Origin of the sequence: Micromonospora sp. NBC_00421 (assembly GCF_036017915.1) — a bacterium.
Classification (GTDB): domain Bacteria; phylum Actinomycetota; class Actinomycetes; order Mycobacteriales; family Micromonosporaceae; genus Micromonospora.
Map to the genome: position 1 here is coordinate 1,056,565 of NZ_CP107929.1, position 24,310 is coordinate 1,080,874.

At 71.4% G+C, this 24,310-nt stretch carries 11 protein-coding genes, 4 pseudogenes and 1 riboswitch; of the genes and pseudogenes, 8 read left to right on the top strand and 7 right to left on the bottom strand.

Going from position 1 to position 24,310, the window contains the following annotated elements; translation table 11 throughout:
• The first annotated feature begins 26 nt into the window (after nt 1-26).
• The 6 genes and pseudogenes from OHQ87_RS05070 to OHQ87_RS05095 form a co-directional block, all read left to right on the top strand.
• Nucleotides 27-9,764 carry an RHS repeat-associated core domain-containing protein gene (locus OHQ87_RS05070; RefSeq protein WP_328345388.1) on the top strand — a complete coding sequence of 3,246 codons (9,738 nt, stop codon included), beginning with the start codon at nt 27-29 and terminating at the stop codon, nt 9,762-9,764.
• A gap of 57 nt (nt 9,765-9,821) precedes the next feature.
• On the top strand, nt 9,822-10,265 hold the full coding sequence (locus tag OHQ87_RS05075) for a hypothetical protein (protein ID WP_328345390.1): 444 nt from the start codon (nt 9,822-9,824) through the stop codon (nt 10,263-10,265).
• A 3-nt stretch (nt 10,266-10,268) separates the two neighbouring features.
• Entirely contained in the window at nt 10,269-11,756 is a 1,488-nt protein-coding gene (locus OHQ87_RS05080) for a DUF7405 family protein (RefSeq protein ID WP_328345392.1), read from the top strand.
• A gap of 445 nt (nt 11,757-12,201) precedes the next feature.
• Nucleotides 12,202-13,014, top strand: coding sequence for a methyltransferase (locus tag OHQ87_RS05085; RefSeq protein ID WP_328345394.1), 813 nt, complete (start codon nt 12,202-12,204; stop codon nt 13,012-13,014).
• 582 nt (nt 13,015-13,596) lie between these two features.
• Nucleotides 13,597-15,003, top strand: a complete 1,407-nt coding sequence (locus OHQ87_RS05090; protein ID WP_328345396.1) for an NAD(P)/FAD-dependent oxidoreductase — start codon at nt 13,597-13,599, stop codon at nt 15,001-15,003.
• Nucleotides 14,997-15,141, top strand: a pseudogene (locus OHQ87_RS05095) (IS701 family transposase); the annotation flags it as partial. The gene OHQ87_RS05090 and the pseudogene OHQ87_RS05095, both read left to right, overlap by 7 nt.
• 237 nt (nt 15,142-15,378) lie before the next feature.
• Here the strand turns inward: OHQ87_RS05095 and OHQ87_RS05100 are convergent.
• The 3 genes and pseudogenes from OHQ87_RS05100 to OHQ87_RS05110 form a co-directional block, all read right to left on the bottom strand.
• Nucleotides 15,379-15,984, bottom strand: a pseudogene (locus OHQ87_RS05100) (histidine phosphatase family protein); the annotation flags it as partial.
• Nucleotides 15,985-16,097: 113 nt separating this feature from the next.
• Nucleotides 16,098-17,639, bottom strand: coding sequence for a cellulase family glycosylhydrolase (locus tag OHQ87_RS05105; protein WP_328345398.1), 1,542 nt, complete (start codon nt 17,637-17,639; stop codon nt 16,098-16,100).
• Between the two features lie 922 nt (nt 17,640-18,561).
• On the bottom strand, nt 18,562-19,449 hold the full coding sequence (locus OHQ87_RS05110; RefSeq protein ID WP_328345400.1) for a fructosamine kinase family protein: 888 nt from the start codon (nt 19,447-19,449) through the stop codon (nt 18,562-18,564).
• A 365-nt stretch (nt 19,450-19,814) separates the two neighbouring features.
• Between OHQ87_RS05110 and OHQ87_RS05115 the strand changes: the two genes are divergently transcribed.
• Nucleotides 19,815-20,018 carry a cytochrome P450 gene (locus OHQ87_RS05115; RefSeq protein ID WP_328345402.1) on the top strand — a complete coding sequence of 68 codons (204 nt, stop codon included), beginning with the start codon at nt 19,815-19,817 and terminating at the stop codon, nt 20,016-20,018.
• Here the strand turns inward: OHQ87_RS05115 and OHQ87_RS05120 are convergent.
• Nucleotides 19,999-20,322, bottom strand: a complete 324-nt coding sequence (locus tag OHQ87_RS05120; protein WP_328345404.1) for a MarR family winged helix-turn-helix transcriptional regulator — start codon at nt 20,320-20,322, stop codon at nt 19,999-20,001. The two genes, OHQ87_RS05115 and OHQ87_RS05120, sit on opposite strands and share 20 nt — an antisense overlap.
• Before the next feature lie 395 nt (nt 20,323-20,717).
• Nucleotides 20,718-20,916, top strand: a riboswitch (cobalamin riboswitch).
• A gap of 37 nt (nt 20,917-20,953) precedes the next feature.
• Here OHQ87_RS05120 and OHQ87_RS05125 point away from each other — a divergent pair.
• Nucleotides 20,954-21,184 (top strand): annotated as a pseudogene (locus OHQ87_RS05125) (nitroreductase family protein); the annotation flags it as partial.
• Nucleotides 21,185-21,267: 83 nt separating this feature from the next.
• On the opposite strand, the pseudogene OHQ87_RS05130 reads toward OHQ87_RS05125, so the two are convergent.
• The 3 genes and pseudogenes from OHQ87_RS05130 to OHQ87_RS05140 form a co-directional block, all read right to left on the bottom strand.
• A pseudogene (locus tag OHQ87_RS05130) lies at nt 21,268-21,390 on the bottom strand (DNA-binding response regulator); the annotation flags it as partial.
• A gap of 35 nt (nt 21,391-21,425) precedes the next feature.
• A complete protein-coding gene (xylB, locus tag OHQ87_RS05135; RefSeq protein WP_328345406.1) occupies nt 21,426-22,823 on the bottom strand; it encodes a xylulokinase in 1,398 nt (465 codons plus the stop codon).
• A 194-nt stretch (nt 22,824-23,017) separates the two neighbouring features.
• Nucleotides 23,018-24,187 (bottom strand): glycosyltransferase family 4 protein, encoded by a 1,170-nt coding sequence (locus OHQ87_RS05140; protein ID WP_328345408.1) that lies wholly within the window; start codon nt 24,185-24,187, stop codon nt 23,018-23,020.
• Nucleotides 24,188-24,310 lie beyond the last annotated feature (123 nt).

Sequence of the window (24,310 nt, forward strand, 5' to 3'; positions counted from 1 at the left end):
CCCAGAAGTGCGTCTGAGGAGGCAGCATGTCGGGACCGCTCGACCGCCGCACCATCCGATCGAGGGTCTGGGCAGGTGCTCGGCTGCGATCCACCGCGATGCTCGCCACCCTCGTCCTGCTGCTGGCCTTCGCCGTCCGGGCAGACCTGCCGGACATGGTCCCGGCCTCCGTCTCCTGCGACTCCGTCGGCTACGCCTACGACGCCGCCGGTCAGCTGGCCGGGGTACAGGACCAGGCCGGTCGGACCGCCCGCTACCGGTACGACCCCACCGGCAACACCACCTCGGTCGCCAACGACGGCACCCCCGCCCCCGCCCTGGCCCTGCTGTCGGTGGTGCCGGCCCGCGCCGCCGTCGGTGCCGAGGTGACCCTGGAGGGCGGCTGCTTCTCCACCGTGGCGGCCGAGAACACCGTCGCGTTCAACGGCGTCCCCGCCACCGTCACCACAGCCACCGGCCGGCGTCTGGTCGCGCGGGTCCCCGCCACAGCGACCACCGGCCTGGTCACCGTCACCGTCGGCGGGGCCACCGCGACCAGCCCGCAGTCCTTCGTGGTCACCGGGCCGGACGAGTCCGCGCCCACAGTCACCGCCGTGTCCCCCTCCGTCGTGGCGCCCGGCGGCACGGTCACCGTCACCGGCACCGGCTTCGCCACCCAGGCAGCCGAGAACGCCGTCACCCTCAACCGCACCCGGGCCTTCCCCTCGACGGTCGCCGCCGGCAGTCTGACCGTCGAGGTGCCCGCCGGAGTCGCCTCCGGCCGGATCGGCGTGCGCACCGTCCACGGCAGCGGCGACGGCGCGGCCGACGTGTTCGTCGCGCCTGCCCCGTACACCGTCGCGGACGTGACGCACACCTCCCGGACCACGCTCGGCACCACCACGGCGGTGTCGATCCCGAGCGCCGGCGACATCGCGCTTGTCGTGTTCGACCTGGCGGAGGGGCAGCGGGCGAGCGTGCAGCTCGCCGACGGCACCTTCGGCTCCTGCGGCATCTCCACCGCCAAGCTCCTCGACCCGTTCGGGCGTACCGCGGCGTCGGCCGGGTGCGTGGGGGCCACCGGCTTCATCGACACGGTGACGGCCCGCACGGCGGGCACGTACACACTGCTGTTGGCGGCGGCGAGCACGGCCACCGGCTCGGTCTCCGCGACCGTGCGGGGTGTGCCGGCCGATGCCACGGCGGGCACCACGGCGGGCGGGGAGGCGGTCACCGTCACCACCACCGTGCCGGGGCAGAACGGCGCGGTCACCTTCGCCGGCAGCACCGGCCAGCGGGTCTCGGTCAAACTCAGCGGCGGCACCTACGGCACCTACAACGCCGCGGTGACGCTGCGCAGGCCGGGCGGCGGCACTGTCGTCTCCAACGGCTCCTGCGGCACCGCCTGTTTCCTCGACACCACAGTCCTGCCGACCGAGGGCACGTACACCCTCGTCGTCGACCCGCAGTCCACCGTCACCGGGACGATCACCGTCCAGGTGTACGACGTGCCGGCCGACGCCGTGGTGGCGGCGACGCCCGGCGGCCCGCAGGTGACGGCGACCACGACGGTGCCCGGCCAGAACAGCGTCATCTCGTTCCCCGGTACGGCCGGACAGCGGATCCTCGTCCAGTTCACCGGCGGCACGTACGGCACCTACAACGCGTCGGCGGTGGTGCGGAAGCCGGACGGGTCGAATCTGACCGGCAGCGGTTACTGCGGCGGCTCGTGCATCTTCGACACCACGGTGCTGCCGGTCGACGGCACGTACACCATCCTGGTCAACCCCGACACCAGCTACGTCGGCGCGGTCACCGTGCAGGTCCACGACGTCCCGGCGGACGCGACGGCGACCGCCACCCCTGGGGCCGGCGCGGTCACGGTGACCACCGCCGTCGGGCAGAACGCCGTGGTCTCGTTCGCGGGCACGGCGGGGCAGCGGGTGTCGGTGCAGTTCAGCGGTGGGACGTACGGGACGTACAACGCGTCGGCGGTGGTGCGGAAGCCGGACGGGTCGAATCTGACCGGCAGCGCGTACTGCGGGGGGTCGTGCTTCTTCGACACGGTGACGCTGCCGGTCGACGGCACCTACACCATCCTGCTCAACCCCGACGGGGTCACCGTCGGCCAGGTCGCGGTGCAGGTCCACCCGGTGCCGGCGGACGCCACGGCAAGCACCAGCGCGGGCGGTGCCCCGGTCACCGTCACCACCACCGTCCCGGGGCAGAACGCCGTGGTCTCGTTCGCGGGTACGGCGGGGCAGCGGGTGTCGGTGCAGTTCAGCGGTGGGACGTACGGGACGTACAACGCGTCGGCGGTGGTGCGGAAGCCGGACGGGTCGAATCTGACCGGCAGCGCGTACTGCGGGGGGTCGTGCTTCTTCGACACGGTGGTCCTGCCGGTCGACGGCACATACACCGTCCTGCTCAACCCGGACACCACCTACCTCGGCCAGGCCACCGTCAAGGTCCACGAGGTGCCGGCCGACGCCTCGGCCACCACCAGCCCCGGCGGCGCGGCGGTGTCGGTGACCACCACCGTGCCGGGGCAGAACGCGGTCGTCTCCTTCCCCGGCGCCGCCGGGCAGGTCGTCTCGGTCACCCTGAGCGGCGGCACCTTCGGCACCTACGACGCCGGCGTGACGCTGCGCGCCCCGGACGGCACCACAGTGGTCAGCGAGAGCTACTGCGGCACCAGCTGCGCGTTCAACGCGGTCACCCTCCCGACCAGCGGCACGTACACGGTGCTGGTCAACCCGACCGGCACCACCCTCGGCGCGATCACCGCCCGGGTCTACGACCTGCCCAACGACGCGGTCGCCAACACCACCCCGGGTGGGGCGGCGGTGTCGGTGACGACGACGGTGCCGGGGCAGAACGCGGTGGTGTCGTTCCCGGTGGCGGCGGGGCAGCGGGTGGCGGTGCAGCTCTCGGGTGGGACGTTCGGTTCGTCCGAGGCGGCGGTGACGTTGCGTCGTCCGGACGGGAGCACTGTCGTGTCGAACACGTCCTGTGGGACGTCGTGCTTCCTGGACACCACCACCCTGTCGGCCGCCGGCACGTACACCGTGCTGGTCGACCCGAAAGGCACTGTCGTCGGCGGCATCACGGTCAAGGTGCACGCCGTGCCCGCCGACACCACCGCGACCACCACTGCGGGTGGGGCGGCGGTGTCGGTGACGACGACGGTGCCGGGGCAGAACGCGGTGGTGTCGTTCCCGGTGGCGGCGGGGCAGCGGGTGGCGGTGCAGCTCTCGGGTGGGACGTTCGGTTCGTCCGAGGCGGCGGTGACGTTGCGTCGTCCGGACGGCAGCACTGTCGCGTCGAACACGTCCTGCGGCACCTCGTGCTTCCTGGACACCACCACCCTGTCGGCCGCCGGCACCTACACCCTGCTGGTCGACCCGAGGACGACCGCCGTCGGGGCGCTCACCGCCCGGGTGTACGCCGTGCCCGCCGACGCCTCGGCGACCACCACCCCGGGCGGCGCGGCGGTGTCGGTGACCACCACCGTGCCGGGGCAGAACGCCGTGGTGTCGTTCCCCGGCACGGCCGGGCAGGTCGTCACCGTCAGCCTCACCGCCGGCGCGTTCGGCGGCGGCAGCGTGACCGCGACGCTGCGGGCGCCGAACGGCAGCTCGGTCAGCTCCTCGTCCTGCGCGACGAGCTGCGCGTTCAGCTCGGTGCCGCTGCCCACGGCCGGCACCTGGACGGTGCTGGTCGACCCGGCTGCGGCGGCTGTCGGCAGCCTCACCGTGCAGGTGTTCGACGTGCCGGTCGACGCTACCGTCAGCACCACCCCCGGCGGCGCCCCGGTCACCGTCACCACCGTCAGCCCCGGGCAGAACGGGGTGGTGACGTTCCCCGGCACGGCCGGGCAGCGGATCCTGGTGCAGGGCACTGGTGGCACGTACGGGACGTACAACGCGACGGCGATCGTGCGTAAGCCGGACGGGTCGAACCTGACCAGCAGCGCGTACTGCGGGACGTCGTGCCTGTTCGACACGACGGTGCTGCCGGTCGCCGGCACGTACAGCATCCTTGTCGACCCGGCGTCCACCTACACCGGCGCGCTCACCCTCCAGGTGTCCGACGTGCCGGCCGACGTCACTGCCGGCACCGCCCCGGGCGGCGCAGGCGTCACCCTCACCACCACCGCCCCGGGGCAGAACGCGGTGTTGTCGTTCACGGGTGCGGCGGGTCAGCGGATCGTGGTGCAGGGCACCGGTGGCACGTACGGGACGTACAACGCGACGGCGATCGTGCGTAAGCCGGACGGGTCGAACCTGACCAGCAGCGGGTACTGCGGGGCGAGCTGTTTCTTCGACGTGACCACGTTGCCGGTGGCCGGCACGTACAGCATCCTGCTCAACCCCGACGCGGCCTACACCGGCGCGGTGACCCTGCGGGTCTACGACGTGCCGGCGGACGCGGCGGTCGGTGCCACCGTCGGCGGCCCGGCCGTGCCGGTGACCACCACCGCCCCGGGGCAGAACGCGGTGTTGTCGTTCACGGGTGCGGCGGGTCAGCGGATCGTGGTGCAGGGCACCGGTGGCACGTACGGGACGTACAACGCGACGGCGATCGTGCGTAAGCCGGACGGGTCGAACCTGACCAGCAGCGGGTACTGCGGGGCGACGTGTTTCTTCGACGTGACCACCCTGCCGGCGGCCGGCACGTACAGCATCCTGCTGAACCCCGACGGCATGTACACCGGCACGGTCTCGCTGCGGATCTACGACGTCCCGGCCGACGTGGCCGCCGGCACGACGCCGGGCGGCAGCGCGGTCACCCTGACCACCGCAGCCCCCGGCCAGAACGCGGTCCTGTCGTTCCCCGGCACCGCCGGGCAACGCATCTCGGTGCAGGGCAGCGCCGGCAGCTACGGCACCTACAACGCCACGGCGATCATCCGCAAGCCGGACGGGTCGAACCTGACCAGCAGCGCGTACTGCGGGGCGACGTGTTTCTTCGACGTCACCACCCTGCCGGTGGCCGGCACGTACAGCATCCTGCTGAACCCGGACGGCATGTACACCGGCACGGTCTCGTTGCAGGTGTACGACGTGCCGGCCGACGCCACCGCGGCCGTCACCCCGGGCGGTGCGGCAGCCACCCTGACCACCACCGTGCCCGGCCAGAACGCCACCCTCACCTTCCCCGGCAGCGCCGGCCAGGTGGTCACCGTGGCGATGACCGCCGGCACCTACACCCGCTACAACGCCACAGCGGTCATCCGCAAGCCGGACGGGACGAACCTCGGCAGCAGCGTGTACTGCGGCGACACCTGCACCCTCAGCGCGGTCACCCTGCCGGTCGCCGGCACGTACACCGTCCTGGTCGACCCGTCGGTGGGCACCGTCGGCGCCATCACCGGCGAGGTACGGCTGCCGGCCGCAGTCGCCGCCGCCGCGAAGAAGACGCCAGCGAAGAACACGCCGGTCCGGCCGGTCGGCGACGTCACCGAAACCTGGACCCCGGACCGGTTCAACCTCGCCGGTGAGGACTGGGCGAGCCACCGCACCGGCGCGTACGGCCAACTCCAGCCGGCACTGCGGGCCGACCGTGGCGTCACCGCCCTCGCCGGGCAGGCCCTGCTGCTCGACGGCAAGCCGCTCGCCGACGTCACCCTCGCGGTGGGCCGGCGCAGCACCCGCACCGACGCCACCGGCCGGTTCCTGCTCACCGGGCTCACCGCCGGCCACCACGTCCTGGTCATCGACGGGGCGACGGCGAGCCGTCCCGGCCGGGCGTTCGGCCGCTTCGAGACCGGGGTGGACCTGCGGGCGGGGGAGACCGTCGAGCTGTCGTACCCGATCTGGATGACCCGGCTCGACACCGCGAACAGCGTCCGCTTCCCCTCACCCACCCGCAGGCAGACAGTCATCACCACCCCGGCCATCCCCGGTTTCGAGGTGCGGCTGCCCCAGGGCTCGGTGATCCGCGACCGGGCCGGCAAGCGGGTCACCGAACTGTCCATCACCGCGCTGCCGGTGGACCAGCCGCCGTTCCCGCTCCCGGCCGGGGTGCGCACCCCCGTCTACTTCACCGTGCAGCCCGGCGGGTCGGTGATCCTGCCGAAGGGCGCGCAGATCATCTACCCGAACACCCAGGGCCTCGCCCCGGGCAGCCGGCTGGACTTCTGGGACTACGACCCGGGGCGCAGGCCGTGCGTCAAGACGCCGGTGAAGTCGTACCCGAAGAAGCCCGCCACGGTGGCGAAGGCCCCCGCCGTCTGCGCGGTGACCGGCGCGCAGGCCGGCTGGTACATCTACGGCCACGGCACCGTCACCCCGGACGGCCGGCAGATCGTGCCCGACCCGGACGTGCGGGTCTGGGAGTTCACCGGGGCGATGTTCAACGGCAGCGGCAAGCGTCCCGCCGGCACCGGCCCGGGTGAGGACGGCGACGCCGGCGGCGACCCGGTCGACCTGGCGAGCGGTCTCTTCGTCGACGAGCACACCGACCTGACCGTCAACGACGTGCTGCCGATCTCGATCACCCGCACCTACCGGCAGAACGACACCCAGAACCGCGAGTTCGGCATCGGGGCGAACTTCACCTACGGCATCTTCATCAACTCCAAGCAGGAGTACGTCGAGGCCGACCTGATCTTCCCGGACAGCGGCAAGGTCCACCTCGTGCGGACCAGCCCCGGCACCGGCTGGACCGACGCGGTGTTCAAGGCCGTCGACACCACCGGTCCGTTCCGGGACGCGGTGATGAGCTGGAACGGCGACGGCTGGGACCTGGTCCGCACCGACGGCATGGTCTACGTCTTCGGGGAGAACACCCCGTTGCAGTCCATCCGCGACCGGCACGGCAACCAGATCACCCTCACCCGCGCAAGCGGCGGACAGTCCGGCGACATCACCCAGATCACCTCGCCGAACGGACGTTGGATCAAGCTCAGCTACACCGGCGGCCGGGTCACCCGGGCGCAGGACAACGCGGGCCGGGCCGTGCAGTACGGCTACGACTCCGCCGGCCGGCTGACCACTGTCACCTCGCCGGGCGGCCGGACCACCACATACACCTACGACACCGCGCACCGGATGACCACCGTCACCGACGCCCGGGGCGTCACCTACCTCACCAACAGCTACGACGCCGCTGGTCGGGTGTCCGCCCAGACCATGCCCGGCGGCGTCAGCTACGGGTTCGCCTACACCACGGACGCCAACGGCCAGGTGGTGAAGACGGCGGTCACCGAACCCGACGGCAGCATCCGGGAGACCCACTTCGACGGCGACCACCGGGTGACCGCCGAGACCACCGCCGCCGGCACCGCCCACGCGCGCACCTCGACCACCACCCGGGACCCGGCCACCCACCTGCCGACCGCGCTGGTCGACCCCTACGGCCGGCGGACCACCCTCGGGTACGGCCCCAACGGGCAGCTCACCGGCCTCACCGCGCTCGCCGGCACCGCCGCCGCGCAGTCTGCCACGGTCACCTCCGGCGGGCCGTACCGGCAGCTCACCTCGGTCACCGACGACCAGGGCCGGACCACCCGGATGGAGTACGACGACGGGGGCAACCTGACCGCCGCGACCGACGCCGCCGGCCGGACCCGACGCTACGCCTACAACGCCGCCGGACAGGTCACCTCGTTCACCGACCCGCTCGGCAACGTCACCCGCTACACCTACGACCAGGGCGACCTGGTCGCGGTGACCGACCCGCTGGGCCGGACCACCCGCAGCTTCGTCGACGCCGTCGGCCGCCCGGTGGCGGTCACCGATGCCAACGGGGTGCTGGAACGGGTCCGCTACGACCCGGACAACCAGGTCGTCACCAGCACCGACGGCCTCGGCCGGGCCACCACCTTCGGCTATGACGGCAACGGCAACCTGACCACTGTCACCGACGCCCGGGGCAACAGCACAAGCGTCGTCTACGACAGCTCCGACCGCCCCGTCACCGTCACCGACCCGCGCGGAAAGCAGGCCCACCAGACCTACGACGTGCTCGGCCGGGTGGTCTCGGCCACCGACCGGCGCGGCAAGACCACCGTCACCGAGTACGACGTCCTCGGCCGCACCACCTTCATCGGGTACGGTGCCACCGCCGGCCCGACCTACGAGAGCACCAAACGGTTCGGCTACGACACCCTGGACCGGCTCACCACCGTCAACGACTCCGCCGGTGGCCTGCTCACCCTCGGCTGGAACGACCTCGACCAGGTGGTCAGCGTCGCCGGCCCGACCGGCACCGTCGGCTACAGCTACGACGCGGCCGGCCGACGCTCCGGGATGACCGTGCCCGGTCAGCCGGCGATCTCCTACGGCTACGACCAGACCGGGCTGATCGCGCGGATCACCCAGGGCGGCACCACAGCCACCTGGCAGCGGGACGCCGCCGGCCGCACCACCCGGGTCGAGCAGGCCGGCGTCACCACCCGGTACGCCTACGACGCCGCTTCCCAGCTCACCCGGCTGTCCTACGAGACCACCGGCGGGGTGCCCATCGGCGATCTCCGTTACGGCTACGACGGCACGGGTCGGGTGGCGGACCTGACCGGCAGCCTCGCCCAGGTCACCGTCCCCGCCACCGGGCCGACGGCCAGCTACGACGCGGCGAACCGGCTGACCAGCCGGGGTGCGCAGACGTTCGGCTACGACGACGAGGGCAACCTCACCGGCGACGGCGTGCGCGGCTACACCTGGAACGCCCGGGGTGAACTGACCGGGGTGACCGGGCCGGGCCTGGCCACCTCGTACGGCTACGACGCCGCCGGGCGGCTGGCCAGCCGGACCTCCGGTGCGGCCACCACCACCTTCGGCTACGACGGCCCGAACCTGGTCCGGGAGCAGACCGGCGCGGCGGTGGCCGACCGGCTCACCGCCGGGCTGGACCAGACGCTGGTCCGCGCCGACGCCGCCGGTGCCCGGGTGCCGGTCACCGACGCGCTCGGCAGCGTGCTCGGCCTGGCCGACTCCGCCGGCACGCTGACCACCCGGTACACCTACGACCCGTTCGGTGCGGTCACCGCCAGCGGCGCGACCAGCGGTAACACCCAGGGGTTCACCGGCCGGGAACGCGACGCCGACACCGGGCTGACCTACCACCGGGCCCGCTGGTACAGCCCGGAGACGGGCCGGTTCCTCAGCCAGGACCCGGCCGGGTTCGGCGGCGGCAGCACCAACCTCTACACGTACGCCCTCAACGACCCGGTCAACCTCTCCGATCCCAACGGCGACTGCCCGATCTGCGTGCCGATCCTGATCGGGGCGCTGATCGGCGGCGCCTCCTCGGTCGGGATCGGCGCGGGCCTGGCCGCGCTGACCGGGCGCAAGTACAGCGCGGGCGACGCGCTGAAGGACTTCGCCATCGGCGGTGCGCTGGGGGCGCTCACCGGCGGCCTCGGGGCGTACCTCAAGGCCGGCAGTTCGGTCTGGAAGCTCAACCAGTTCGAACGCGGCCTCGCCATCGAGGCCAAGCTCGGCGGCAACCTGCCGCGCAGCTTCCCGACCATCGACCGGTTCGCCAACGGCACCGCCACCAGCATCAAGAGCGTCGACCTGACCGCGAAGAGTTACCAGAGCGCCGGCCAGCTCACCAGCCGGTTGCAGGGCTACGTCGACAAGGCGGCCGGCTTCGCCAAGAGCAACCCGGTCAAGTGGGACGGCGTCACCATCAGACCGGGCCAGGTCGCCGCCCGGGAGCTGGAGATCGCCGTCCAACGCGGCGCGGCCACCAGCGCCCAGCAGAACGCGCTCAACCAGATCGTCCAGTACGGTGCCCAGAAGGGGGTGACCGTGCGGATCATCCCGATCAGATAGACCACCGGGGGCGTCCCACGGCAGCCTGGGGCGCCCCCCTCTCCACCGAGGACACCGATGACCAGACTCGCCGCTCTCGACCTGCGCAGAGGTCGGTACGTCGCGCACTCCTCCTCGCTGACCGGCGACGGCATGTGGATCGCCAACGGCGCATTCACGCTCCTCGACGAGCCGGTCGACGACCGGGAACTGGGCGCGGCGGTGCGCCGCATGCTCGACGCCTCGCGCACCGGGGTGCCCACCCCCGACCTGCGGGGCGGGCCGTCGGCGTTCGCGCCGGTCCTCGACGCTCTCGGCCTACGCACCTACGCCAGCTACGCCAGGGGCACCCGGCAAGTCGACGTCGAGCAGGACGCCGACGTGGTGCTGGTGAGCCCCACCCGCAACGGCGGGGCCCGGGAGGGTTTCGTCGGGCTCACCGAACACACGGTGCGGCTGACCGCCCCCGGCGACGGGGAGTTGGGCGCGGCGTTGCGCGCCGCGCTCGACCGGTCGAGCTGAGGCATGGGCGACGAGTCCCGGCTCAGCCGCCGGACCATGCTGGCCGGCGGCGCGCTGGCGATGGCCGCGTCGGCCCTCGCCGGCTGTTCGGCCGGCGGGCGTGTCCCGGCCCGCCCGGCCGCCCCCGACCCGGCGGCAGGGCTGCCCGACATCCAGTTCGACGTGGCGCGGTTCAGCGCCCCCGAGCAGTCCTCGCCCACCGGCGGCCCGTTCGTCATGCCGCCGGTGCACACCGTCTACCTGACCGCCGCGCTGTCGCGCACCCCCGGCGGCGACGACCAGCGGGAGCTGACCCGGGTGCTCGCCGCCCTGGAGTCGCGCTACCCGTTCGGCGCGGCGGACCTGATGACCTTCGTCTCCTACGGCCTGCCCTACTTTCGCCGACTACCCGGTGGTCTCACCGGTGATCTGGTCGGCGCGCACCTGCCCCGGCTGCTCGCCGACCCGACCCGGTCGGTGCTGGAGGAGGCGGTGCCCGCGCCGACCGACGTCCACCCGGACAACCCGGGGGTGACCAAGAGACGGTTCACCGTGCCGGTCCGGATCGAGGACAACGACCTGCTGTTCACCTTCCGCAGCGACCGGGCGGCGGTCATCCAGGACGTGCTGGCCTGGTTCGACGGCAACGGCACGCTCGCCGGCCGGCCGACAGCCCCGCCCGCCTTCGCCGGGCTGCTCACGGTCACCTCCAGCCGGCACATGTTCACCCAGGTCGGCCTGCCCCGCTCGGTGGCCGAGCAGAACCAGCTGCCGTACGCCAGGTTCATCCAGCCCGACTCGCCGATGTGGATGGGCTTCTCCGACCAGCAGGTCAATGCCTCCGGGCCGCCGGAGATCTGCACCTTCGCCGGCCACCCCTCGGCCCGGCTGAGCACCGCCCGCCCCGGCGACTACCTGGACAACGGCGGCATCCAGCACCTGTCGCACGTCATCCTCGACATGCTCCAGTTCTACGACATGGCCGCGCCGGGCACCCCGCCCAGCGAGAACGGCAACTTCACCAAGCGGGTGCAGTACATGTTCCACGCCCCGCCGGTGCATCCCGGCAACCCCGACCAGCTCACCGACGGCGGCGGCCCGTCCTTCCTCGCCGCCGAGAACCGTGGGCCGGACTACGCCGAGCGCACCGCCCGGGGGATCGGCCTGCCCCGGGGCGAGCGGCGGATGGGTCACCTGTCCACCCTCCAGCGCAGCTCCCGGGCGTCGGACGGCACCCCCATGCACCTGCGGGTGGACGGGCCGGGCTTCGACCCGATGGACGTGCCCGACGGCAGCAGCCAGCCGAAGCTGCACTTCAGCGTCTTCGTGCCGACCGCGGACTTCTTCACCCGGATGCGGCGCAGCCAGGCATCGGTGGACCTGGTGCGCAAGCATCGCGTGGCCGAGCAGGACAACGGCCTGGAACGCTTCCTGACCTGCACCCGTCGACAGAACTTCCTGGTTCCGCCCCGGCGCCACCGGGCCTTCCCGCTCGTGGAGCTGGCCGGGTAGGCCATGTCCCGCGTGATGAAAGCTGCACACGCGTACGAGGTGAAGGCCGAGCGCGATGACTCGATGCCGCTGCCACGCGCAACAGGGATGATCGACATCGGGACCTCCCGTGCAAGCGGAGGATCTGGTATTCAGCCCCCGCGTTCTCCTCGACGTCCGGTCACTCTCCTCCCAGCCGCCGACCACGAGCAGGAAACCCTGTTCGCACTGTTACAGGGCCGCACGGGGAATCGCTGTACACGCAGCGGGTACCAACCCCCTCAACGTGACGACGATGGTGCGAGGAGTTGCTGGTGACCACCTACACCCTGCCGACATGCCGTACGACTATGTGCGCTGGAATGGAGGTGTGAGTTCATCGCAGCCCCTCGACGACCCTGGGTCCGAGTCGGAGCCGACCGAAGGTGTACGGGCGAACACGGCAGGCGCGGAGTCCGGGCCCCCAGTGCCGCGTACCCCCGGGTCTGCCCCGGACCGCCGCTATCTGCTCGACAACGCCCGGGTGGAGGCGGGCGAGCGGTTCACCTGGCTGGCTGAGCTGTTCGACGGTGTCACCCGGGGGCACTTCGACCGGCTCGGAGTGCAGGCGGGCTGGCGCTGCTGGGAGGTCGGTGCCGGAGGCCCCAGCATTCCGGAGGCGCTGGCCGCCGCCGTCGGACCCTCCGGTCACGTACTGGCCACGGACATCGATCCCGCCTGGTTGGACCCGTACGGCGGGTACGAGGTTGTCCGGCACGACATCGTCGGGGATCCGCCGCCGCAGCCAGGAGCGTTCGACCTGGTGCACGCCCGGCTCGTGCTCGTCCACGTGCCCGACCGGGCCCGGGCGTTGGCGACGATGGTGGCGGCGTTGCGGCCCGGCGGCTGGCTGGTGGTCGAGGACGCGGACACCGAGCTACAGCCGCTGGCCTGCCTCGACGAGGTCGGCCCGGCGCAGCAGCGCGCCAACCGGCTACGGCGAGCCGTCCGGGAGTTGATGACCCGTCGGGGCGCGGACCTGCGCTATGGCCGTACCCTGCCGAGGACGTTGCGTGCGGCCGGCCTGGTCGAGGTCAGCGCGACCGGCTGCTTCCCGGTCGGCGGGGTGGCCTGCGACCGGCTGGAGACCGCGACGGTGCGCATGGTCCGCGCCGACTTGCTCGCCGCCGGGCTGGCCACTGACGCCGAGATCGACGCGCACCTGGCCGCTGTCGACGCCGGCGAGCTCGATCTCACCCTCGCGCCGCTGGTTTCGGCATGGGGACGTCGACCGGGGTAGTCCCTGCACGTCGGTGCGGCACGACCGGATCAGCCCCCGGTAGGGCTCCGGCCCGGTCGACCGTCGGGCCGCTCTCGCGCGGGCCCGGCGCCACCCGGGGAGCCCGGGCGGGTGTCCATCCGCCAGGGTGTGCGGCCGGGTGCTCGGATAAGTGGTTGTCGCCGCCCGTTCAATATCTTGACCCCCGTATGCCTAATTTGGTAAGGCCGACACATTCCGTCCGTGCGGTATCGGGCGAGCAGGCGGGCCTGGGACGCCTTGCGAATCTCGGATGATCGGTGAAGCGAAGCGGTGATCGATACCTCTTTCATGTACGATCGTCTATCGTTGCCGTACGAGGACGGGGGTCGCCTGTGCTGCTTCGTTCGTCATCGAGTGCGCCACATCCGGCGCACATCCGTCGGTACGGGTTTGCCGCCGGGGCGGACGGCCTGCGCCTGCGTCCTCGCCGTCATCTGCGCCAGCGGCAGCTCCGGGCTGGTACGGCTGGTCGAGCCACGGCTCGACTCCAGGAAAGTCGTCGTCACATCGTCGGCGAACCCATCCCCTTGGCTACGGCCGGAACGGCAAGGTGGCAACGACATGAAGGTTCTCGTCATCGGCGGTGGTCCGGCCGGGAGCACTGCGGCAACGGCGATGGCCCAGGCCGGGCTCGACGTGCAGCTCATCGAGAGCGCCCATTTTCCGCGATACCACGTGGGTGAGTCGCTCACGCCGTCGTGCCGGGTGGTGCTGGACGTGATCGGTGTGTCGAAAATCCTCGATGACTATGGTTTCGTGAAAAAGAACGGAGGTGTCATCCACTGGGATGACGACCAGTGGACGTTTGATTGGCACATGCAGTCCGGCGTGCAGTCATGGCAGGTGGATCGGAGCGAGTTCGACACGCTGCTGCTGGAGCACGCCCGCCAGAACGGCGTCAGCGTCACCACCGGCGTCACCGGTCGGTCGGTTCGGTTCGCCGACGGCAGGCCGGTGGCCGTGGAGTGCTTCCGGGACGACGGTGAGTCGTTCACTGTCGGTGATTTCGACTTTCTGATCGATGCCACCGGGCGTAACGGGCTGCTCAGCGCCCGGCACTTCGGCAACCGTGAACCCCTGAGTAACCTACGGAATGTCGGCGTCTGGGGTTACTGGACCGGTGCCAGGCTACTGCCCGAAACGCCGACCGGAGGTATTAATATCATCTCTTCGCCGGAGGGTTGGTACTGGGTTATCCCGATGGCCGGTGGGCGAATGAGTATCGGTTACGTCACCACCAAGGACGCCTTCGCGCGTGACCGTCGCGAGCACCCGTCGTCGGATGAACTGTACCGGCACCTTGTCGCAGTCTCGCCGACCGTGGCGGGCCTGACCGCGGGGGCGGAGTTTCTTGGTGGTACGAGGGTCGAGACCGACTACTCGTACATCGCAGACCAGTTCTGCGGCCCAGGTTACGCGATCGTGGGCGACGCGGCGTGTTTTCTGGATCCGCTCCTGTCCACCGGCGTGCACCTCGCGCTCTACAGCGCGTTGACCGCAGCCGCATGTGTTGCTTCGATGGACCGTGGCGAGGTCAGCGAAACGGAGGCCCTGAGGTTCTTCGAATTCGCCTACCGTCGCGCGTACATGCGCCTCTTCGCGTTGGTGAGCATCATGTACGAGCGCTATCTCGGGAAGGACGGCTTCTTTCTCACGTCCGATCGGTTGATCGGAGACGAGCAATCGGGGAAGGCGGAGGATGGCGTTTCCTCCCGTTCCTTCGCCGAGATCATCGGTGGTCTGTCCGACCTGCGTGAGGCGGCCCACTCGTCCACCCGTGTCATCACGGACCAACTGCGGGTGGAGGCGGTGAGAGCGCAGATGCGGTCAGTGCGTGCACCGGACTCCGTCGGGCCCGACTTCACCCCGGTGCGGGGCAACCCCCTCTCCGATGCGGAGTCGGCTGACTACCGCCTCGTCACCAGCCCGCAACTCGGCCTCGAGCGGGTGCGTGAAGCGCGCCCCTGACCGAGTTGGGCTGCCTGGCCAAGAGCCGCTGGCGCGTCGAGCACGACCACGGCGAACCCGAGACCGCCCTCGGGCTCGACGACCGCGCGACGCTCCTGGACCGGCTGGCACCGCCACCTCACCCCCGCCGACGGGTAGTCGGCCATCGTGGCACCTGCTCGGGCGTGGGGTTTGAGCGTCCGAGCAGGCCGCGCCCCTGGTCCAGGTCGACCGGGGAGGCTCGCTCTCCGCGCTGGGCACGGGCTGTTGAGGTCGCCCCGCGAGGGCATTTCCCTGTCCGTGGCGGTGGGGTTCCCTGGTCAGGTGAGGGGTGGCGGCGAACCCGACGAGGTCGGGACGGCCCCGGGTACGGGTGCAGCGGGTAAGGGAGGTGTTGGTGACGGGGGTGGCGGCGAGGATCGCGTCGAGGTCGGCGAACGACAGCCCTTCGAGGACGCGACGGACGGCGACGAGCACGGCATCATGGGCCACCACCCACACCGGCGGCCGGCGTGGTGGCTGTCCAGGTCGGCCAGGACCGCGCGGACCCGGCAGGCGACGTCGTCGTACGCCTCGCCGCCCGGCGGCCGGTAGGCGTAGAGGCCGTCGGCGGTGAGCCGGGCCGCCTCGGCGGGAAGCCGATCGGCGATCATCAGCGGGGTTCAACAGCTCCAGATCGCCCATGTGCCGGTCACCCACCCGGACGTCGACCTCGGCCGGCGGGCAGGGGACGCCGAGCGAACCGGCGGTCTCGACCACCTGTGCCCAGGTCTGCCGGGCCCGTCGGCACGGGGAGCAGAGGACACGGTCGGGACGCTCGTCGGCGGACTGGGCCGCGAGCCAGTGGCCGAGCCGGGCGGCCTGCTGCCAGCCCAGCGGCGACAGCTCGACATCGACGTCACGGCCGGTGAGCCCGTGTGCGGCGACACCACGGGCATGGGCGTCGGCGAAGGCGACGTTCTGCCCGTGGCGGACGGTGGTCCACCTCGCGACGGCGTCCATGGACCCACTTTGCACCACACAACACCACGACCCGCTGCGCGCCGCCGCCCCGGAACCGAAAGGGTCGGCCCCCGGCCGGCCACCTCGCGTGCGGCTGGCCGGCCGGGAGAGCCTCAGAGGTACGGGTTCTGGGTCAGTAGGTGGGCTTTGAAGCCCTCGCCGATGCCGGGTTCCGGGGTGCCGGCCCAGTCCTTGATGAGCACGGCGCCGCTGGTGCAGCCCCAGGGGTTCCAGGTCCAGGCGAGGTAGCTCAGGTCGTGCTCGTCGGCCCAGTTCACCAGTTGCCGCATGTAGTCGAAGGCGCAGTTGTCCTGGCCGAACTCGCCGATCACGATCGGGACGTGCTGGGTGAGCGGGGCGATCTGGCTGTCCCAGCAGGATTCGGTGGCGCAGGCGTTGAAGCTGTAGGCGTGCCACGACGCGGCGATGTTGTGCAGCGGGTCGTTCGGCCTGTAGGTCAGCCACTCCCGCATGTCGTTGGCCCATTCCAGGCCGCCGATCATGAGTAGGTTGGTGGCGCCGGTGGCGCGGACCGCGTCGACGAGGTCCTGCATGCCGGCCACCTCGTAGGGCAGGCCGGTGCAGGTGCCGCCGTCACGTAGGCACTGCCAGCCCAGGGTCTTGTCCCAGTCGGCGGGCATGTCCGGGTAGGGCTCGTTGAACAGGTCGAACACGACCGCGTCGTTGCCCTTGAACGCGTTGGCGACGCCGGTCCAGAACTGGGGGGCGTACCGCGCGTCCGGCATCGGCTTCTGGCAGGTGGCGTGTTCGTCCTTGCAGTGCCAGTCTGGGCTGTTGGGGTAGGCGCCCCAGGTCCAGTGCAGGTCGAGGATGACGTTGATGCCGTTGGCGACGAGCAGGTTCACGTAGTCCTTGACGCCCTGTTGGTAGGTGACGCCGCTGGGCGAGCCGTTGAGGCCGAGCCAGCATTCTTCGTTCAGCGGAACCCGCACGGCGTGGATGTTCCAGGTCTTCATCGCATCGATCGAGGCCTGGTCGACCGGTCCGGAGTCCCACAGGCCCTTGCCCTGCACGCAGGCGAACTCTCCGCTGGACCGGCTGACCCCCAGCAGCCGGTACGGCTTGCCGGCCGCGGTGACGATCTGGTTCCCGGACACCCGCAGCGCCGGTGCCGATCCGGTGGTCGGCGGCGGGGTGGTCGGCGGCGGAGTCGTCGGCGGCGGAGTGGTCGGCGGCGGAGTCGTGGGCGGCGGAGTGGTCGGGTCTGTGGTGGGGGTGGGCACCGGCCCGGTGCACGTGGTGCCGTTGAGGGCGAACGACGTGGGCACCGGGTTCGCGCCGCTCCACGAGCCGCCGAACCCGATCGACGTCGAGACGCCGGTGCCCAGCGCTCCGTTCCAACTCATGCTGGCGGCCGACACCTGGGTGCCGGCCTGGGCCCAGGTCGCACTCCAGCCCTGGGTGACGTGCTGGCCAGCGCTGGGGAAGTCGAAGGTCAACGTCCAGCCGGAGACCGCGTCGCCCAGGTTGGTGACGGCGACGTCGGCGGTGAACCCGCCCGGCCACTGGCTCTGCACCGTGTAGGTGACCGAGCAGCCTTTGGCGGCCGCCGCAGCGGGGAGGGTGGCTGTTGCGGTGCCACCCAACATCAGCACGCTGGCACCGGCGGCCAGCAGCGCATGACGGTGTTTCATCTGATCTCCAAGAGTCTGGTGAGAGATCGATGGGAGCGCTTCCATGCATCCTTTATTGCCTTGTTTACGAAAGTCAATACACCGCAGGTTCGTGTTCGGACCGTGGACGGCCGCAGCGCGGCAGGACCGGCCAGGTGGTGAGTGCAGTAGCCTGGCGAGGCGGCGAGATGGGGACGTGGCGGTGGCGAGCAGCCCGATCTGGGCCGGCCGGCCGAAGACACGTGGCCTGGTGCTGCACGTGATCAGGTCGGCGCGCAGCATCAGCCGGGTGGAACTCGCGGCGGCGACGGGGTTCAACTCGGACGCAACACCTGCGTGATCGTGGTCGTCGACCTGGCGGGCCGGCAGGTGGCCCGCGCATCGTTCCAGGGGGCGTCGATGCGCCGCAGCGGGCGTTGCCGCTGGTGGGCTCACAGGTGGGCGCGCTGCTGGCCTCGGCGGCAGTCGACCGTCACCGGGTGCTGGGAGTCGGCCTGGTCAGTTACGGGCCACAGGATCGGCGCGCGGGTGTGCTTCTTCCTCGGGTGGCTCACCCTCGCGACCGCGTACCGCGGAGAGTAGTTCGGCCAGTGGCACGCCACTGGAAGCGGGCGGCGTCGAGCTTGGCCAGGAACGTCGGCCGGCGGCGGTGTTCTGCGCGCAACGTCTCCAGGTACGCGTCGAATCGGGTGCTCTCGCCGGGGGCCGCGTACGCTTCGCGCAGGCGGGACAGCAGCGTGATCGTCTTGTCGTGGCGGCCTGTGGTTCCGGTCCGGGCTTGTTGATCACGCCTGGTGACCGAGGTGGGATCGGCAGATATCAAGGCCAGCCGCCGGACCAGACGGGTGACCTGCCCACCCGGTGGCTTTGTCGCCGGCTACGTGCCGTTTGCCTTAGTCACGAGGCCGGCGATCTCCCGGCTCGATGGGCTGACCACACCCGGTCAGGCCTTCGACCGAAACGGTGCCAGCGTGGCGCGGATCGTCTCGGCGGCACCCCAGTCGTCGTCGAACTGGGCCAGGACGGCCAAGTGTTGCCGCAACTGGATGATCGGCATGCGGGCAGGCCAGTCGGCGTCGAGACCGGTCAGCTCGGCATAGACGTCGAAGAACCGACGCGACTCCGGCGGAGGTGACGTGATCCAGAGGTGGGCCAGGTCCACCTCGGCCCACATGTATGACACTGCCGGATCGATGACCGTCGCTCGCCCGTCCGCAGTCGCCAGCACGTTCTGGGCCCACAGGTCCCCGTGCGTCAGGCAGGCCGGCCGGACCGGCAGCAGCTCGGGGAGGCGAGCACACAACCGCTCCAGCGCGGCCCGGTCGGCGGGTTCGAGCGCCGCCTCGACGCGCGGCTCGGAGAGCCAGCGGAGCAACCGGCGCTCGGCGAAGAATGCGAAGCCGTCGTCGGCCCACGCATTCATCTGCCGACGGCGACCCAACCAGTTGTCGCGGTGCCATCCGAAGCGGGGATGGATGGTGCTCGTGTGCGCCTGGGCGAGCGCGTGGGCGAACTGCTCCCAGAAAGCTACCTCGCTTGGTCTCGGCTGTAGCAGCGACAGCACGAGCAACTCGTGGTTCGCCACGATCACCTCGGGTGTCGCCAGTCCTCCGCGCTCCCGCAGGGCCGCCAGCCCTTCGGCCTCCGCGACAAAGGCGTCACCGTCGCCGTCGGGCGCTTCGGCGAAGGCTTTGACGAAGACCGACGGCGCGTCCCTGCGGTGGGCTATTCCGGCGAGCGCGGCAAGTCCACCGCTGACCGGCGTGATGGTGACGATGTCGCGGATCCCCGTCCGCGACAACCGCTCCGCCAGCGGATCTGTCAGGAACATCGGCAGTGGTCTCCTCCGGTCGGGGGCGTGCCGGGATCTTCCGGAGTCACGGTGACCATCCCAGCACATCCGCGTTAGGACAGGCCCTTCCGGAACCTTCCGACGCACCGCAGTAGGCGGCGATGACGCCCGCCCGGGTGAGCCGTTGGTGTCGGTCGGCGTTGGGGCGGCGGTGGCCAAGGCCGTCGGCTCGGGTTGGCGGGTCGACCCGGACGGCCGTCCGTTGTGTGCACCCGCGCGGGCGGAACGGCAGGCCGGTGAACGGTTCGCGCCCGGCGTGGTCGTGCAGACCCTACGCCGGGGGTGCTCTCCATCGAACTCGTCAACTGGTAGTCCGGGGGTCAGACCGCCGCGGAGGTGGGCTGGTGCCACTCGGGCTGGCGCACGCCAACGTCGACGAGCGGTTCATCGCGGAGTCCGTCCGCTTCGATGTCGGCCGCGTCCCGAACCGGCATCTGGCCTTCGGCCACGGGCGGCACTTCTGCGCGGGCGCGCCGCTGGCCCGGCTGGAACTCCAGCACTCTTCGTGTGTGCCGGTGACCTGGCAGCTCAGGGTGGCGGGATGTTGACCAGGCGGCGCAGCAGGTCGATGAACTGGGCGCGTTCGGCCACCGTGAACCGGTCGAGCAGGTCGTTCTGAGCGCCGTCGACAAGCGTGTCCATCTCCCGCATCCGGGCGGTTCCGGCGTCGGTGATGTGAACGACGTTGCGGCGCCGGTCCACCGGGTCGGGTTCCCGGCGGAGCAGGCCGTCGGCCTCCATCCCGTTCAGGGTGGTGACAGCGTCGCCCCGGTCGATGCCCAGCCGGCGGCACAGCTCTGCCTGGCTGATCCCGCCGAACTCGTCGAGCGCGGCGGGGATGCCGTACCGCATCCGGTCGCCGGGGCGATCCAGGTGCGTCCCGACGACCCGGTTCGCGCGGGCTGCCCCGTGGTGGAGCAGCCAGGAGGTCAGCCGCTGGAGCCGAGCCGGTGGTGCCCCCGGCTGCAGGGCCGGTTCGTGAGCGAGCGGATGGGTCGGGTGATCGCCGTGTCCAGTGTGCCGTCCATCCTGGCCCCGGCCTTCGGCCGGCGGGATCCGGGCCGTCGAGCACCTGCGGCTGGTGATGGCGGAGTTGCACGTCGCCGGCCTGGGTCAGCGGCACGCTGACCACGGTGGACCGGCCGGGCGACAGCGGCAACAGTGGACCTGCAAGATCATCGCGGGCTGCGGCCGCCGCGTGCGGGGGGCGTCGCCGACCTGTGCCGCTGACGCGAGTTGGCATCCTCGACGGCATGATCGTGCGAGGTGCCCCGCGTGCGCGGGGAGAATCGGGAAGCCGGTGTGAATCCGACACGGGCCCGCTGCGGTGACCGGGGAGCGACCGTCCATGCGCGAGGAGCGCAGCCACTGGCCATAAGGCCGGGAAGGCGGACGGGCTGGCGTTGATCCGGGAGTCCGAAGACCGGCCTCGCGTCGACCGCCCACCCCTCCGGGCTGGGCCGAGCGCAGCGGGAGCCTGCCTGTGGCACTCTACGACGCCATCCACCGCCGCCGGGACGTCCGGGCCCAGTTCACCGGGGCGCCGGTGCCGGCCGACACCCTGCACCGGATTCTCGACGCCGCGCATGCCGCGCCCGGCGTCGGCTACTCGCAGCCGTGGGACTCCGTCCTGGTCCGGGACCCCGACCTCCGCCGCCGGTGCCACCGGCACGTACAGGCCGGGCGGGCCACGTTCGCCGCCACCCTGGACGGTCCGCGCCGGCACGTTCGATCACCGGCAGCTCCCAACCCGCCCGCGGCGGAGGGGACCGCGACGCCGGCCAGACGCAGCATCCGGTCGGCGATCGGGCGCAGCACCTCCAACTCGTGCCGGGTCAGTCCCACCTGGTCCGGCGTGCCCTCGGCGGGGCGGATGCACGCCGCGTGCCTGCCGACGAGCTGCCGGGTCACCTCGGGCGACGCCCAGAACCTCGATGGTCATCGGCCGTCCGGTGTCACGTCAGCAGTGGTAGCGCCTGTTGGCGGACATCGACGTAGCGCGCGTACACCTCGGGGGTGCCGGCGGCGGTGACCTCCTCGGCCGCGACCGGCCACGGCGGCGGCTCGGCGTCGCCGGACAGCGCCCAGGCCGCCTGCCGCGCCGAGCCGAGCGCCACGTACTCGGCAGCGCGCGGCACGGCCACCGGTACGCCGAACAACGCCGGCGCGACCGCCCGCACCGCGCGGGACCGGGCCGCGCCGCCGATCAGCAACACCCGGTCGACCGGGACGTCCTGGGCACGGAGCGCGTGGAGGGCGTCGGCGATACCGCCGAGCATGCCCTCCACGGCGGCCCGCGCCAGGTTCGCCGCCGACGCGTTCGCCCGGGTCAGGCCGGCGAGCAGACCGCGCGCGTCGGGCAGATTGGGGGTGCGTTCCCCATCCAGGTACGGCAGCAGGGTCAGCCCGCCCGCGCCAGGTTGCGCCGAGAGCGCCAGCTCGTCCAACTCGGCCAGTGACCGGCCCAGCAGGTCGGCGACCGTGACCAGCACCCGGGCCGCGTTGAGCGTGCACACCAGTGGCAGGAACCGGCCGGTCGCGTCGGCGTACCCGGCCACCAGCCCGCTCGCGTCGGCGGTCGGCACGTCACTGAGCCCGTACACGCATCCCGAGGTGCCCAGCGAGACCACCACGTCACCCGGCCGCAGGCCGACGCCGAGCGCCCCGCCCATCGTGTCACCGGTGCCGGCCGAGAGCAGCGCGCCCGAGGTGGTCTCCCCGACCACCTCGGCCGGTCCGGCGATCCGGGGGAGTGCCACGTCCCGACCGAAGGCGAGCCGCACCAGGTCCTGCCGGTACGCGCCGGCGGCCGGTGACCAGTAGCCGGTGCCGGACGCCTCACCCCGGTCGGTCGTCGGTTCTCCGCGGTCCGCGCGCAGCCGGTGGGTGAGCCAGTCGTGGGGTAGCAGCACCATGCTGGTGCGGGCCGCGAGCTCGGGCTCGGCACGGGAGAACCAGCGCAGCTTGGTGACCGTGAAGCTGGCCACCGGCACCAGCCCGACCGCGTCGGCCCACGCCTTCGGGCCGCCGAACTCGTCGGTCAGGTCGACGGCGGCGCGTGCCGAGCGGGTGTCGTTCCAGAGAATGGCGGGACGCAGCACCTCGCCGGCATCGTCGAGGCAGACCATGCCCTGCTGCTGTCCGCCGACGCCGATCGCGGCCACACCGTCCAGAAGACCGGCGCTGGCCTGCTCGTACGCGGCCCACCACAACCGTGGCTCGATCTCGGTGCCATCGGGGTGCGGGGCGCGGCCCGCGCGGAGCACCTCGCCGGTCTCCGCGTCGCAGACCACGACCTTGGTCGACTGGGTCGACGAATCGACCCCGGCAACGAGGGTCCTCGCGCCACCCATGGCGATGCCTCCGTAGCTCGGTGGGACCCGAGCCTACGTCCAGCGACCGGATTTGTTCAATGGACTTACAAAATTCGACGTCGTGGCAGCGGTGCCGTGGCCTCACCCGGCCCCACGGGTTACGGGTGCGAGCGCGCCTCGTCGCGCCGACGACCCCGCGCTCCACCCCCTGACTCGCCCGACGAGCGGTCAGCTCACTCAGCGCCCATGGTGATGCGCAGGAACTCCTCTGCGACGGCCATCGGCGTCTGGGTAGCCACCTGCCGGGGTGCCTGCTGCGACGCCTGATGGTATGCATCCCGGTCCGCCAGCAGATCCGCCGTCGCACGCCAGAGCCGGGCGGGCCCGCTGTCCAAGTCGATCATCTCAAGAGCCGTGCCGGTAAGCGCGGGAAGATGTCCGAAGCCGCCGACCACATTCAAACTCACGATCCGTCCGGCCTCGCCGACCAGCACAGGAAGATGCCCGAAGCCGTAACCGACGACCGGCGTACCCATCGACAGCGCCTCGGCCGCAACGTTGCAGAACGTCTCGGGACTAGTAGACGGCACGAGCACTACCGATGCGCCCCCGAGAAACGGCTGCGCGTCGGTCCAGGAAATGGCAGGCAGGATCTCGACGCCCGGCAGCTTCGCGGCCAGCTGCCGGCACTCCGCAATCATGTCGCGCTGCATGCCGGGCCACAACTCGAAAGCCGCCTCGCCGAGCACGATCTCCACCTGCCGGCCGAAACCCTCCGGATATGCCTTCAACAGGTCCGCCACTCCCTTGGACGGGTCGGCTCGAGCGAGGATCCGAACCGGCCCAGTCTGTCGCAGCTGCTCACGCACGGCATGGTCGGGAGGGTCGCCCGGGCACAACAGCGCGTTGGGCAGGGAGTGCCAGCCGGCGGAGTCGAGACCGGCCCGCGCGGCCTCGTCGATCAGAAAATCGCTGATGGAGATCACGGCGTCGGGCTTGAGCGCCAGACTCTTCGCCATCGGTTCGTCGACGCGTAGGAAGTAGACCATCAGCGCCGTACGGACTCCGGTCGGCGCCGCACCGAGATATCCGAGGCCCACACCAGCATCGGTCCAGCAGGCGACATCGATCTCGTGTTCGGCCATTAGGCTCAGGACCTCCTGCCGGAGCGGATCCGGGTCGTCCGGCATGACGTTCACGTCGTCGAACACGACCGGGCGCGACAGGGTCAAAGTCTCCAGGCGCACTGTGTCCGGCCCGTCCGCGGCGGTCGGCGGACCGGCGGCGATGATGATCGCGCGGTGGCCGAGTTCGCGCAGACCGTCGGCGAGTGACGCAATCCCGCGCTCCACGCCAGCGGGCTCGTCCGGATTGTGCGTCAACAGGACCAAGGCTACATTCATGGGTTCTCCTCGTAGCAGGAACTAAGGGTCCGGCCTCGTGACGTCATCGTCGCCGCCGGTCGCTGGGCGGCGCATCACGGGCTCTGACCGAGAGATCAGCGACGCACCTCCGATAGGACGGCG

What these genes read in the sequence shown, in the direction of transcription:
- OHQ87_RS05070 (WP_328345388.1), top strand. Translation starts at nt 27, where the DNA reads ATGTCGGGACCGCTCGACCGCCGCACCATCCGATCGAGGGTCTGGGCA.
- OHQ87_RS05075 (WP_328345390.1), top strand. Translation starts at nt 9,822, where the DNA reads ATGACCAGACTCGCCGCTCTCGACCTGCGCAGAGGTCGGTACGTCGCG.
- OHQ87_RS05080 (WP_328345392.1), top strand. Translation starts at nt 10,269, where the DNA reads ATGGGCGACGAGTCCCGGCTCAGCCGCCGGACCATGCTGGCCGGCGGC.
- OHQ87_RS05090 (WP_328345396.1), top strand. Translation starts at nt 13,597, where the DNA reads ATGAAGGTTCTCGTCATCGGCGGTGGTCCGGCCGGGAGCACTGCGGCA.
- OHQ87_RS05105 (WP_328345398.1), bottom strand. Translation starts at nt 17,639, where the DNA reads ATGAAACACCGTCATGCGCTGCTGGCCGCCGGTGCCAGCGTGCTGATG.
- OHQ87_RS05110 (WP_328345400.1), bottom strand. Translation starts at nt 19,449, where the DNA reads ATGTTCCTGACAGATCCGCTGGCGGAGCGGTTGTCGCGGACGGGGATC.
- OHQ87_RS05120 (WP_328345404.1), bottom strand. Translation starts at nt 20,322, where the DNA reads ATGCGGTACGGCATCCCCGCCGCGCTCGACGAGTTCGGCGGGATCAGC.
- xylB (WP_328345406.1), bottom strand. Translation starts at nt 22,823, where the DNA reads ATGGGTGGCGCGAGGACCCTCGTTGCCGGGGTCGATTCGTCGACCCAG.
- OHQ87_RS05140 (WP_328345408.1), bottom strand. Translation starts at nt 24,187, where the DNA reads ATGAATGTAGCCTTGGTCCTGTTGACGCACAATCCGGACGAGCCCGCT.